Origin of the sequence: Cryobacterium sp. M15 (assembly GCF_002929675.1) — a bacterium.
Taxonomy (GTDB): Bacteria; Actinomycetota; Actinomycetes; order Actinomycetales; family Microbacteriaceae; genus Cryobacterium; species Cryobacterium lyxosi.
Map to the genome: position 1 here is coordinate 90273 of NZ_PJJW01000037.1, position 13330 is coordinate 103602.

12 protein-coding genes are annotated in these 13330 nt (G+C 63.4%); 4 read left to right on the forward strand and 8 right to left on the reverse strand.

Annotated features, from left to right (window positions below):
• Nucleotides 1-435: 435 nt before the first annotated feature.
• A complete protein-coding gene (locus CXY83_RS08970; RefSeq protein ID WP_104197022.1) occupies nt 436-2724 on the reverse strand; it encodes a polyribonucleotide nucleotidyltransferase in 2289 nt (762 codons plus the stop codon).
• A 182-nt stretch (nt 2725-2906) separates the two neighbouring features.
• On the opposite strand from CXY83_RS08970, the gene CXY83_RS08975 reads away from it, so the two are divergent.
• Nucleotides 2907-4640, forward strand: coding sequence for a glycoside hydrolase family 88 protein (locus CXY83_RS08975; protein WP_104197023.1), 1734 nt, complete (start codon nt 2907-2909; stop codon nt 4638-4640).
• 228 nt (nt 4641-4868) lie between these two features.
• Here the strand turns inward: CXY83_RS08975 and CXY83_RS08980 are convergent, their stop codons facing one another.
• Together CXY83_RS08980 and rpsO are read right to left on the reverse strand one after the other, a co-directional pair.
• Nucleotides 4869-6395: an amino acid permease gene (locus CXY83_RS08980; RefSeq protein ID WP_104197024.1), complete on the reverse strand. Its 1527-nt coding sequence runs from the start codon at nt 6393-6395 to the stop codon at nt 4869-4871.
• Nucleotides 6396-6566: 171 nt separating this feature from the next.
• Complete coding sequence (gene rpsO, locus CXY83_RS08985; RefSeq protein ID WP_092112143.1) at nt 6567-6836, reverse strand: 30S ribosomal protein S15; 270 nt, start codon at nt 6834-6836, stop codon at nt 6567-6569.
• A gap of 205 nt (nt 6837-7041) precedes the next feature.
• Here rpsO and CXY83_RS08990 point away from each other — a divergent pair, with 205 nt between their 5' ends.
• Nucleotides 7042-7374, forward strand: a complete 333-nt coding sequence (locus tag CXY83_RS08990) for an ATP-dependent DNA ligase (protein WP_233200729.1) — start codon at nt 7042-7044, stop codon at nt 7372-7374.
• A 1-nt stretch (nt 7375) separates the two neighbouring features.
• On the opposite strand, the gene CXY83_RS17390 is transcribed toward CXY83_RS08990, so the two are convergent.
• The 4 genes from CXY83_RS17390 to CXY83_RS09005 form a co-directional block, all read right to left on the reverse strand.
• Nucleotides 7376-7549 carry a hypothetical protein gene (locus CXY83_RS17390; RefSeq protein ID WP_158251867.1) on the reverse strand — a complete coding sequence of 58 codons (174 nt, stop codon included), beginning with the start codon at nt 7547-7549 and terminating at the stop codon, nt 7376-7378.
• Nucleotides 7518-8195, reverse strand: coding sequence for a hypothetical protein (locus CXY83_RS08995; protein WP_104197025.1), 678 nt, complete (start codon nt 8193-8195; stop codon nt 7518-7520). The genes CXY83_RS17390 and CXY83_RS08995 overlap by 32 nt, the downstream gene beginning before the upstream one ends.
• 70 nt (nt 8196-8265) lie before the next feature.
• Entirely contained in the window at nt 8266-9387 is a 1122-nt protein-coding gene (locus tag CXY83_RS09000) for an AI-2E family transporter (RefSeq protein WP_104197026.1), read from the reverse strand.
• 59 nt (nt 9388-9446) lie between these two features.
• Nucleotides 9447-9938, reverse strand: coding sequence for an LLM class flavin-dependent oxidoreductase (locus tag CXY83_RS09005; RefSeq protein WP_104197027.1), 492 nt, complete (start codon nt 9936-9938; stop codon nt 9447-9449).
• 69 nt (nt 9939-10007) lie between these two features.
• Between CXY83_RS09005 and CXY83_RS09010 the strand changes: the two genes are divergently transcribed.
• Together CXY83_RS09010 and CXY83_RS09015 are read left to right on the forward strand one after the other, a co-directional pair.
• The gene (locus tag CXY83_RS09010; protein ID WP_104197028.1) at nt 10008-11162 is read left to right on the forward strand and encodes a M4 family metallopeptidase; all 1155 of its coding nucleotides are present in this window, start codon (nt 10008-10010) and stop codon (nt 11160-11162) included.
• 9 nt (nt 11163-11171) lie between these two features.
• On the forward strand, nt 11172-11438 hold the full coding sequence (locus CXY83_RS09015; protein ID WP_104127290.1) for a protealysin inhibitor emfourin: 267 nt from the start codon (nt 11172-11174) through the stop codon (nt 11436-11438).
• Between the two features lie 22 nt (nt 11439-11460).
• Here CXY83_RS09015 and CXY83_RS09020 read toward each other — a convergent pair whose 3' ends face one another.
• Nucleotides 11461-13212 (reverse strand): BCCT family transporter, encoded by a 1752-nt coding sequence (locus tag CXY83_RS09020; RefSeq protein ID WP_104197029.1) that lies wholly within the window; start codon nt 13210-13212, stop codon nt 11461-11463.
• Between the last annotated feature and the right edge of the window lie 118 nt (nt 13213-13330).

The window sequence follows — 13330 nt, forward strand, 5'->3', positions numbered from 1 at the left end:
CGCGGGGTGTCCATCGCCTCGACGGAGCTCTTGATAACGCGGTTGAGCGCGTCCTGGCGACATTTTGCACATTGCACAGCGTGGACAATTCCGGTTTGAACTGCCGCGGATCGCTCAACGCCGCGATCTTCGCCGGCGGCTCTGCCGCCGCCACAAGCCCGCACGTTCTCACCATCCTGGAAATCAGAACGCGCAGCTGAGTCAGGCCAGTGGTAAGTGCGCCGGAACAGGCGTTGTTCGACACAGAACTACAGGAGCTGAAATAACCGTCTATGTGTCAGGCCGCGAACGTAGTCCGGAGATCAGGCACGACAAGTCAAGCACACGCTGCCACTCGGGCAACGGACGCGAAAAGGCCCGCACTGCAAGCAGTGCGGGCCTTCCGTCAACCCGACCGACCTGGCGAGAGGTGATCGGGAGATCTATTGGGGCAGCTTAGACCTCGGTCGACGCGTCTGCGCTGTCGGAAGCCGCAGCGCGACCTTCGGTGTCAGCAGCCTCGTCGAGCACCGGGGCGAGCGACAGCTTGCCACGGTCATCGATCTTCGTGATTTCCACGAGAACCTTCTGGCCGACGCCGAGCACGTCTTCGACGTTCTCGACACGCTTGCCACCTGCAAGCTTACGCACCTCAGAGATGTGCAGCAGACCATCCTTGCCCGGAAGCAGCGAGACGAAGGCACCGAACGCGGCGATCTTGACGACGGTTCCCAGGAACTGCTCGCCAACCTCGGGGTTGGTCGGGTTCGCGATGGCGTTGACCTGGGCCCGAGCGGCCTCCGCCGACGGCCCGTCGACGGCGCCGATGTACACGGTGCCGTCTTCCTCGATCGAGATGTCGGCACCGGTGGTGTCCTGGATCGAGTTGATGGTCTTGCCCTTCGGGCCGATCAGCTCGCCGATCTTGTCGACGGGGATCTGCACGCTGATGACGCGGGGCGCGGTGGGCGCCATCTCGTCGGGAGCGTCGATCGCCGCGTTGAGCACGGAGAGGATCGTGGTGCGGGCGTCTTTCGCCTGGGTCAGCGCGCCAGCCAGGACCGAGGCGGGGATACCGTCGAGCTTGGTGTCGAGCTGGATCGCGGTGATGAATTCGCTCGTGCCGGCCACCTTGAAGTCCATGTCACCGAGGGCGTCTTCGGCGCCGAGGATGTCGGTGAGAGCCGCGTAGCGAGTCTGGCCGTCGACGGTGTCGCTGATCAGGCCCATCGCGATGCCGGCAACCGGGGCGCGCAGCGGCACGCCGGCGTTCAGCAGCGACAGGGTGGAGGCGCAAACGGAACCCATCGAGGTGGATCCATTGGAGCTGAGCGCCTCGGAGACCTGACGAATGGCGTACGGGAACTCCTCACGCGTTGGCAACACGGGAACCAGGGCGCGCTCAGCAAGCGCTCCGTGGCCGATTTCGCGGCGCTTCGGCGTTCCGACGCGACCGGTTTCACCGGTCGAGTAGGGCGGGAAGTTGTAATTGTGCATGTAGCGCTTTTTGGTGACCGGGTTCAGCGAGTCGATCGACTGCTCGAGCTTGAGCATGTTCAGGGTGGTGACGCCCAGAATCTGGGTTTCACCGCGCTGGAAGATGGCCGAGCCGTGCACGCGCGGGATGACCGCAACCTCGGCGTCGAGCGGACGGATGTCGGCCAGTCCACGACCGTCGATACGGATGCCCTCGTTGAGCACGCGGGAGCGCACGACGAGCTTGGTGACCGACTTGTATGCCGCGTTGACCTGGTTGTTGGCACTCGCGTCGAGCTCGCCGGCTTCGACCTTGGCCGCGATGGCGGTCTTGACGGATGCCTTGAGCGCGTCGTCCGCGTTCTGACGTTCGACCTTGTCGGCGATCGTGTAGACCGTCTTGAGCTGGTCGTAGGACAGGGCGGCGACAGCATCGTACGTGGCCGGCTGGTACGGCGGGAAGAGCGCGAAGTCGGCAGTCGGCTTGGCCGCAGCGTCGGCTACCTGCTGCTGCGCGAAAACGAGCTGCTTGATGAAGGGCTTCGAGGCCTCGATGCCCTGGGCAACGACGGCTTCGTTGGGCGCGATGGCGCCACCCTTGATCAGGTTCCAGGCGGCATCGGTGGCTTCGGCCTCGATCATCATGATCGCGACGTCCTGCGTGCCGGCGGCATCCGTGACAACGCGGCCGGCGACGACCATGCTGAACACGGCGTCATCCAGCTGCGAGTGCTTCGGGAAGGCAACCCACTGGCCGCCACCGTTCTCGTCAGGAATGAGGGCGACGCGAACGCCACCGATCGGTCCGGAGAACGGAAGCCCGGCAAGCTGGGTCGACATCGAGGCCGCGTTGATGGCGAGCACGTCGTAGAGTTCGTCGGGCTCGATGGCGAGGACGGTGATGACGACCTGGATCTCGTTGCGGAGACCGTCGACGAACGACGGGCGCAGCGGCCGGTCGATCAGGCGGCAGGTGAGGATCGCGTCGGTCGACGGGCGGCCTTCGCGACGGAAGAAGCTGCCGGGAATGCGGCCGGCAGCGTACATGCGCTCTTCGACGTCAATGGTCAGCGGGAAGAAGTCGAAGTTGTCCTTCGGCTGCTTGCTGACGCTCGTGGCGGAGAGCAGCATCGTCTCTTCGTCGATGTACGCGGCGGCGGAGCCCTGCGCCTGCTGGGCGAGACGCCCGGTTTCAAAACGGATGGTGCGCTTGCCGTACTTGCCGTTATCGATAACGGTTTCGGCGAACGTGATTTCTGGACCCTCCATGTGGGGGTTTTCTCCTTTAAGTTTGCTTCTCGCCATTCTGGCGACGAAGGCTCGCGTGCCCGTATGACAGGCGAGTTGGACGAGTCGATTCCATAGAATCGGCCCCGTTCAGCGTAACAGACCCACTCGAAGCCACCGGCGTCAGCATTGCCAGAACGACGGCCCGCGAGTATTTTGACACCATGAAAACCGTCCTTGCCTTGCTCATGACTGTTATCGTCGTTGTTCTGCCGACCGCGCAGACCTCGCAGGCCGCGCAGGCCGCTACCGCGGCACTGCCATCCCGTTCATCGATCGTGCAGGCCGCGCGGTCCGCAACCGACTATTTCTATGCGCACAATGGCGGAGCGAGCTCCGACGCCGGCTGGAAATGGGCCCCCTATTTCATGGGGGTAGAGGCCCTCGTTCAGGAAACCAACGATCCGACCTACCGGCAGTGGCTGCAATCCTGGGGCACACGAAACAACTGGAACGCCGACGCACCGTCAAGCCCCACGTCGAACCCCGACAGCCGTGCGGCCATCCAGGTCTGGCAGGACTCCGCCAATGTCGGGGTGAATGCAAACCTTGCGCCATCCGACGGGTTCATGGCCGAGGACCTCAGCCTCGCACCCAATCGCTATTGGTGGATCGACTCGATGTTCATGGGCCTACCCCTGTGGCCGCGCTGGGCTACCCGAACCGGCAAGTCCACTTATCAAGCGAAGCATTCGCAGTTCTACAATTTTCTCAAGAACGACGGCACGACGCCGGTGCGGCCCGGCTGCACCGCCGACGGGCTGTTCGATGTTAGCGAACAGCTGTGGTGGCGGGATTGCAAGTACGTCGGACAGCGAGATTCGCTCGGCCACAAGGTCATGTGGGCGCGCGGTAACGGCTGGGTGATCGGGGCGATGGCGCGCACGCTGATGGTATTGCCGCCGGCAGACCCGCAGTACACCGAGTACAAAACCATGCTCCAGACGATGGCCGCCCGGCTGGCCCAGCTCCAGGGATCTGACGGGATGTGGCGCAGCAGCCTGCTCAGCCCGTCACTCTTTCCAGCGCCCGAAACCAGCGCTACGGCGCTCTTCGTCTACGCGATGGCGTACGGCATCCGCACCGGACTGCTCGACTCGGCGACCTACCTTCCGGTCATCACGCGCGCTTGGGCCGGACTCAGCACGATTTCGCTGAAAAGTTCGGGCTTCCTGTCAAACTGCCAAGGCGTTGGGGAGGCCCCGGCCAAACCCAGCACGACAACGTCCATTGCCTACTGCGTTGGTGCGTTCACGTTGGCCGCGTCCGAGGTCGCCCGACTTAGCGGCGTCCTGGCCTCCGACACCTTCGGTCGCACCGTCACCGGCGCCCTGGGATCAGCCGAGCTGGGAGGTTCGTGGACCGCAGCCACGGGCTTCTCCGTGGCACGCGGAGTCGCGCAGCTGACCACGACGCCGGGAAGCACCCGGGGTACTTACCTGAATGGAGTGTCCAGTCAGGACACCGAGGTGCGCACGAGCCTCAACCTCGTGCGACCGACTACCGGGTCTGCCTACATCGCGGTCATCGGTCGGCGTATCGGCAGCGCGTCCTACGGAGCCAGGATCGTCGTGGCGCCGAGCGGCAGCGTCAAGCTGCAGATTCGGCGCACGAATACGACCGTGGTGGATCTGATCGTTCCAGGGCTCACCTACACACCCGGAAATCGACTGCAACTTCGATTGCAGGTCACTGGGGTCTCGCCCACGGCGATTCGAGCCAAGGTATGGAAAGTTGGCACGGCCGAACCCAGCACCTGGCAGGTCAGCAAGAGCGACTCGACGGCCGGCCTGCAATCGGTGGGTTCCATCGGTCTGGTGCTGTACTCCGGCAGCAACGCCGTTCCCTCGCCCCTCGTCGTGTCGGTCGAGGAGCTCTGGGCCGGCTCCACCCGATAACCGAGGTTCCAGTGATCGCCCGGATCGCTCCGGCACCGTTGCCCCGATCTGCTCGGTCAATACCGATCTGCTCGGTCAATACCGCTTTGCTCGGTCACTACCGCTCTGCCGGGTCAATGCCGCTCTGCCGGGTCAATGCCGCTCTGCCGGGTCAATGCCGCTCTGCCGGGTCAATGCCCCTCTGCTCGCCAGCTCGCGCTCGAGCGGAGAACTTGCACACAATGATCGTCAGTCGACGCGTGTCGCCTCGCCCGCAGTGACCCTGGCTGCTTCGGCGGCAGCGGCACGCTGCTTGATGCCCAGTACGGAGTGTCGGCGTCCATAGGCAAAGTAGACGATGAAGCCCACGACCAGCCAGACCGCGAAGCGCACCCAGGTGAGGGTCGTGAGGTTCAGCATCAGCCAGATGCAGAGCACAGCCGAGAGAATCGGCAGTACCGGGGAGAACGGCACCTTGAAAGCGCGCGGCAGGTCGGGGCGTTTCTTACGCAGCACGACCACGGCGATGCTGACGAGTACGAACGCCGACAGGGTGCCGATGTTGATCATTTCTTCGAGCACCCCGACGTCGGTGAGGCCGGCAAGCAATGCGACGGCGGCACCGGAGATGATCTGGATCCGGGCCGGAGTGCGGCGCTTCTCGGTCGTGACGCTCAGCCAGCGCGGCAGCAGGCCGTCGCGACTCATCGCGAACAGTACGCGGGAGAGGCCGAGCAGCAGCACCATAATGACCGTCGTGAGACCGACCAGGATTCCGATTGAAATGATCTGGGCAGCCCAGCCGGCTCCGACAGCGACGAAAGCGGTGGCGAGTGACGCATTCGGATCGTCGGCAAGCACCGTATACGGCACCATCCCGGTCAATACCAGGCTCACTCCGAGGTAGAGCACCGTGACGATGGCCAGTCCGGCGAAGATGCCTCTCGGCAGGGTCTTCTGCGGATTCTTGACCTCTTCGGCGCTCGTAGCGACGACATCGAAACCAATGAACGCGAAGAACACCAGGGATGCGCCGGCGAGCAGACCGAACAGGCCGTACTGTGCGGGGGCCGCACCGGTCATGAAGGAGAACAGCGACTGCATCCAGACGTCACCGTCGCCGCCCTCTGTGGGCACCTCGGCGGGGATGAACGGGGTGTAGTTCTTCGGGGTGATGAAGAAGGCTCCGACGATGATGACGAAGACGACGATGGCGACCTTGATGATCGTGAAGACGCTGGCCACGCGGGCGGAGAGCTGAGTGCCGAGCACGAGCAGGGCAGTGAAGATGGCGACGATGACGAAGGCACCCCAGCTCACGTCCAGGCCAAGCACCTTGATGGTGGCGGGAACGTTCCAGCCGGCCAGGTCGAAGACTGTGCTGAGGTAGATGCCCCAGTATTTGGCGATCACGGCGGCAGCGGTCAGCATCTCGAGGATGAGGTCCCAGCCGATGATCCAGGCCAACAGCTCGCCGAGGGTGGCGTAGGTGAAGGTGTAGGCGGAGCCGGCGACCGGCACAGCGGAGGCGAACTCGGCATAACACATGATGGCGAGGGCGCAGGTGACGGCAGCCAGCAGAAAAGCAAGCGTGACCGACGGTCCGGCATAACTGCCGGCGGCCTTGGCCCCTACCGAGAAGATCCCCGCACCCACAGCCACAGCGACACCCATGATCATGAGGTCCCAGGTACCGAGGGTGCGTTTAAGGCTGTGGCCCTTCTCCAGCGAGTCTGCTATCGAATCTTCAATACTCTTGGTGCGCCAGAGACTCATGCGTAGTGGTTTCCGTTCGTTATTGCCAACCCCTTATGCTAGCAACCCCGTTCTCACCTCTTCGGTACCCGTCTCGAGATGACGCGGTACGCACAACGGGCCGCCACCAAAGAGGTGACGGCCCGTTGTGAAGAAGTTCGCGTTATCAACGCTGCCTTCGCTACGAATAAATTAGCGACGCAGGCCGAGGCTGCCGATCAGTGTGCGGTATCGAGTGATGTCGATGTCCGACAGGTAACCGAGCAGACGGCGACGCTGACCAACCATGAGAAGCAGGCCACGACGTGAGTGGTGGTCATGCTTGTGCTCTTTCAGGTGCTCCGTGAGGTCAAGGATGCGCTGCGTGAGCATTGCAATCTGAACTTCCGGGGACCCGGTGTCGCCTGGGTGGGTAGCGTACTTTTCGATGATCGCCTTCTTAGCATCTGGTTCGAGTGCCATAAAGTGGGATCCCCTTTCTCTCACTGCGCGGTGCCCTTGGCCAAATGCCTGAGCTCTCTTTATCCGCGGCCGTTGAACGGCAACCTTCATACTTTAGCAGAGTGGACGACGAACGCGCTCACCCGGCGGGAATTGGCGGCAATGAACCGGTCTGTCCTCACCCCGGCTACCGCTACAGTGGTGGAACAATCGAGGAGGTGCACGTTTGGGTACATTGCTTTACGGCAATCCGGGCAACGTGATCACCTTCGATGATCGCGCCCTGATGCACTTGCAGATCGTGATCAGCACCAAGCTGCGTCGACGCGAAAGTTTCGTCTTCACCTGGACCGATTCTGTCGGTGAGGGCAGCGGCCGCAGTGCCATCTGGCTCGACCCGACGAGCACGCTCTACTACCGGTATTTCGGCAACCGAACCCCGTCTATCAATCGTGACTGGATCGAGGCGCTCATGCTTTCGGCCAATAGCGCCGGCGGCCTGGTCTTCATCGCCGAACCCGAGCCGAGCGCGCTCCCCTCCACGAAGACGCGTCGCTAACTCACTCGGTGAGCTCGCCGAGCACCTCGTCGAGAGCGTTCAGAAAATGGTCGGCGCTGGTGGGGTTGTCGGCGACCGAGGAGGAGTCGGCATCCGCTCCGATCGACCAGCCGTGGCAGGCCTCCCGCACGGACAGGATGGTCTCATGGCCGGTGTAGCTGAACGCACGGCGCACGGCGAGGCATTCGGTGAACCGCACGAGCTCTTCGTCGTGAAAACAAGAATTGGTGTACCGCAGCGACTATTGGGTGCGTGCGGCCTCGGCAATGCGCGGATGTCCGTGTTCGACGGTGGTGACGTTGTTGACCATATCGACGTAGCTCTGCCCGTAGGTATCGATCCAGTGGTGTTTCCAGTCGGCTGATCTGTACGGTCAGACGTGCAGTGGCCAAACCAAGGATGGTTCCGGCCCGCATGAAGCGGCCGTCGACGGCAGCCAGGTGAACCCCGGTCAGCCACAGGTCGAAGTGGTCCCCCTCGAGCCGCACCGCATCGGCATTGATCACCATGACGGCTCCATCCATCGGCGCCGAGAGCACGGTTCCGGTGGGCAGGTACAGCTCCATGCCAAGGGCAAGGGTGAGCGATTCCTCGGCCGTATCGATTTCGGTCTGCGACAGACGGCACTCGCCGTCACGGGTGACGGCATGGTCGAGGAGGGCTGCTGGGTCGGGCGGGCCGGCCAGAGGGTGCTCGGTGGAGACGATGGGCGTCTTCTCACCGGTTGCGGCGAAGCGGATCAGTGCTTCGAATTCGGCACCGTCCTGGCCTGCCGCCGTGTCGAAGGTGAGCCATTCGCGGTCGAGTTGCCACGGCCACATTTCCGAGCACTCGAATCTGTTCGACCGACAGGCGCGCGGCGCCGGCCAGCGGTGGCACGAGCAGAACGGTTCAGCGTTTGCGAACGCGACGCTTCGACGGGCTCCCTGCGGCAGTCGGACGCGGCGCATCCGGTGTGTTCCAGGCTTTGGCGATGGCCCAGGCGACGGCCGCGATCGGTACCGAGAGTACGGCACCGACGATACCGCCAAGGATGGTTCCGGCGGTCAGCCCGACCAGGATGACGAGCGGATGCAGCTTCAGCGACTGCGCCATGACGACGGGCTGCAGAAAGTTGCCCTCGAGTTGGTTGACCGCGATCACGATGATGATGACGATGAGGGCGACGCCCGGCCCACTCGCGACGAGGGCGACCAAGGCTGCGAGCACGCCGGCCGCGGTCGCGCCGATCAACGGAATGAACGCACCGAGGAAAACGATGACCGAGAGTGGGAGAGCGAGCGGCACCTGCAAGATTGCAAGGCCTATGCCGATCGCAGTGGCGTCGACAGCGGCGACGATCGCCGTGCCGCGCACGTAACCGCCGAGTACCCGCAGTGAGGTGTGGCCGATGCGGCGTCCGCGGGCGAGGCGCTCGCCTTTGAACGGCGTCAGGAAGAAGTTCCAGATCTGGCCGCCGTCTTTGAGAAAGAAGAACAATATGACTATGAGCAGCACGGCTCCGGTGATCAGTTCGAAGACAGCGGATGCCCCGGCAAGTGCTCCGGTGCCGAACTGGCTGCTGGTGAGAAAATCGACGATTGCCGTGCGGGCGTCGGCGATCTGCTTTTCGTCGACCTGGATCGGCCCGTCGATGAGGAACTGCTGAAGGCGGTCGATACCCTCGGAGGCCGAGGAGAACAGCTCGTTCCACTGGTCGCGCACGGCGAGGACGATGAGCGTGATGATGCCGCCGAACACGACGATGCCGCCGAGCAGGGTGATCCAGGTGGCCAGGATGGCGGCGACGCCCCGCTTCCGCAGGCCGTTGATCACCGGGCTCAACGCTGAGGCGAGGATGATCGCTATCAGCACCGGGATGACGACGAGCTTGAGTTGCACCAGGCCGAAGATGATCACGGAGGCCAGCAGGATGACGAGCAAAATCTGGCCGCTGCGCAATCCGAGCCAGCCGAGCCGATCGGTCAGCGGGGTGCGAGGAACCAGGGGGGTGAGGTCGTCGTGTGCGCGCATGCACCCAGCCTAGACATCCGCCGGTCAGAAACCCCGATCAACCGGTCTCTCTGGCTGATTCACGTGAAAACGGCCGCGACCGTGCCGAGTATCGACTCATCGCCCGAGTAGATTCCATTCTCGCGCGGCCAATGACTGATCACGTCGGTGAAGCCGAGCTCGGCGGCCCGGCCGACGGCATCCTCAAACGCATCCATGCTCTGCAGGGAATATGTTCCACCGCTGTCGAGCGAGAGATAACGGTCGATCGTAACGGGGTCGCGACCGTCGCCGCTGACAACGTCGTCGACCGTCGCGACATCTTTGGCGAACGGCACCGGATGCCGAAAGTTCGGTGACGAGACACAGGTGCCCAGAATGATGCGCTCGGTCACGGCCGCAGCAGCGGTCAAGGTGGGGATGGTCGCGTTCCACGGTTCATCGGCGAGCGAGCGCCAGGACAGGTGGTCGTAGGTGAAGGCGTGGTCGAAGCCGTACTGCTCTGCTTCGAGCCATTTTCTGCGGGCAACCGACCACGGGTCCTGTGGAAGGATGACGATTCCAAAGCGCATGCGACGAGTTTATTCAGTCGCGCGAAAACGCGTAGTTGCAATGTCGGCGGCCAGTGCCAGACTCTGCTCATGGACAATTCCGCGCTCCACACCGTGTGCACGATCGTTCCGCCCTATCTGTTGGTCAGGCTGGCGAAACTTGACGAACCCCGATTCGCGCAGGCCGCAGCGGCCGCACGGGCGTCATTGCTGCGGGACTCGCAGATTCGGCAATTGCGCGACGGGGTGCATCCGTTTGCTTATTCCGGAGCTCGCACCCTGCCGGCGCGTACCCCGGGCGAGTCAGACCGCACTATTTCAGATGCCGGCGGCCAGGAACGACTGCCCGGTCGGCAAGTGCGCGCCGAGGGGCAGCCTGGCGGCGGCGACCCGGCCGTGAATGAGGCCTACGACGGTCTCGGCGTCACGCAGATGCTGTATTGGACGCAGTTCGGGCGGGACAGCATCGACGGTAACGGACTTCCCATGGACGCGACCGTGCACTACGGCAAACAATACGACAACGCCTTTTGGGACGGCGAGCGCATGGTGTTCGGCGACGGTGACGGGCAGATCTTCAACCGCTTCACTATCTCGCCCAGTGTGATCGGCCACGAGCTCACGCACGGGGTCACCCAATTCACGGCCAATCTTGAGTACCGTGGCCAGTCGGGGGCCCTCAACGAGTCCATCTCCGACGTGTTCGGCGCCCTGGTCGAGCAGCACGCCACAAATCAATCGACGGCAGACGCGAGTTGGCTGATCGGCGAAGGCCTGTTCACGGACCAGGTCGAGGGCGTTGCCCTGCGCTCGATGAAAGCGCCCGGCACCGCGTACAACGATGATGTGCTGGGTAAAGATCCGCAGCCCGGCGATATGACCGGGTACATCGAAACCGACGATGACAACGGCGGAGTGCATCTCAATTCCGGTATTCCCAACCGCGCGTTCTACCTGGTTGCCGACACTCTCGGCGGGAACGCCTGGGAGACCCCGGGCCACATTTGGTATGACACGCTGACCGGCACCGCGCTGAACCGTCAGAGCGACTTTGCTGCTTTCGCTGCGGCGACGGCCGACACCGCGGCGCGACTGTACGGCAGCGGTGGTGCCGCCCATAACGCGGTGCTACAGGCATGGGCCACGGTGGGCGTTGTGGCGGCGATTCCCGCTCCTCTTCCCCCCGCCCGGCCGACACCACCCCCATCATCGACCGCGCCCACTGCACCGCTGCCACCGGAGTAACATCTCGATATGAAAGTCATCGTCTCCCGCAGCGGCGGGATGGCGGGAATCCGCCTGACCTGGGAAGTTCGGGTCGAAGAACAGCCCGACCCGAGCACGTGGACAGAGTTCTTGAATTCTCTGCCCTGGGATGACGTCACCGACAGCGAGGCCACCCCTGACCGATTCGCCTACCGGATTCGGTGCGCTCCGCACGAGGTAGTGCTCGCCGAACCCCAGGTGAACGGGCCGTGGCGCGATCTGGTCAACCGGGTCAGAGCCGCCAACGGCATGTAGCGACCCTGGCCCGGTTCAGGTGTTATGCCTTCGGACGACGGCCCCAGCGCGGGCGCCGCGTCGGATCATCGGTCAATGCCGCCTCGATGTGTCCGTCGACCTGATCACCGAAGTGGTCGTCGAAGTTCTCTTCGAGGTGCGCGGTGACGGACTTGCCGATGCGGCGGGCCATCTCCTCACGACGCTGGCGGCGTTCGGCAGCCACCAAGACCTCGTGTTCGATGCGGAACGCCTTGTAGATGGCAATGCACATGCCGATCATCACGATGCTCACCGGAATGGCGGTCAAGATCGCGCCGGTCTGCAGAGCCGCTAATCCGCCAGCCAGCAGCAGCGCGATGGCGACGAGCCCGCCGAGGCCGGCCCACATGATGCGGCTCCACTTGGGCGGATTGGTGTCACCGCCGGAAGCGAGCATGTCAATTACGAGCGAACCCGAATCGGCTGAGGTGATGAAGAAGATCGCAATGATGATGACCGCGAGCACCGAGAGGATCACACCGAACGGAAGGGTGCCGAGAAAATTGAACAGCACATTCTCGGGGATGATGCCGACGTTCGGGTCGAAGAGCCCGCCGCCATCACCCTCCCAGGCCTGACGGATGGCACTGCCGCCCATGACAGCGAACCAGACGAACGTGACCAGGGTCGGAACGAGCAACACGCCGGCAATGAACTGTCGAACCGTACGTCCGCGTGAAATGCGCGCGATGAACACGCCAACGAACGGGGCCCACGAGATCCACCAGCCCCAGTAGAAGATCGTCCAGGCACCCTGAAAGTCCAGGCCGGCCTCGCCAGTGAACGCTCCGGTGTCAAAGGTGAGTCCGACCACGTTTTCGAAGTAGCCGCCGACCGACTGCACGAGCATACGCAGCAGATACATCGTCGGGCCGAGAAGCAGCACGGCCACGAGCAGGAGGCCGGCCATGCCGAGGTTGATGTTGGAGAGCCATTTGATGCCCTTGCCGACGCCGCTGACGACCGAAGCCGTCGCGATGATGGTGATAACGATGATCAAAATGATGAGGAGGGTATTCGTGACCTCGCCGACCACTCCGAGGTAGCTCAGTCCGGCGGCAATCTGCTTGACACCGAGTCCGAGGGAGGTCGCGACACCGAATAGGGTACCGACGATGGCGATCACGTCGATCGCGTCACCGAGGCGGCCCTTGACCCGGCGGGTGCCGAGGAGCGGTTCGAGGGCCCAGCGGATGGAGACCGGCCGACCCTTCCGGTGGATCGAGTAGGCGAGGGCCAGGCCGACAACGGCGTAGATGGCCCAGGCGTGGAACCCCCAGTGCAGGAAGGTCTGCGTCATCGCTGCGGCGGCGAGATCCGCGGAATCACCGGTCACGCCCGGCTTTGGAGTCGTGAAGAAGGTAAGGGGTTCAGAGGCCCCCCAGAAGACCAGGCCGATGCCCATGCCGGCAGCGAAGAGCATCGAGAACCAGCTCATCAGACCGAATTCGGGTTCGTCGTCGTCTTTACCCAGCTTGATGTCGCCGAAACGACTCAGACCCATCCAAATGGCGAACACGACGAAAGCCGCGACGATAACCACGTAGTACGGGCCAAGGCCGGCTACCACCCAGCCCTGCAACAAGGCGAGAACGCTGCCCGTGCGCACGGGAAAGGCGATGGCGACGATGACGACGGCCAGAATGATGCCGAGTGCCGGGTAGAACACTCGAGGCGCTGCAACGACAAAGAGACGGGTTTTGGAAGGACTTCTGTGTGGCGTTTTCGCCGGTACTTCGGGTAGTGCACTCACTGTGGAACCCTCTCAGGAATAGATTGCGACGCGCGATAAAACCCCTCAGGATTAAATCGCTTGTGCACCGCCAGGTGCCTGCCCCGCTGGGCAAAGTTCCAGCTTACAGGCATAACAC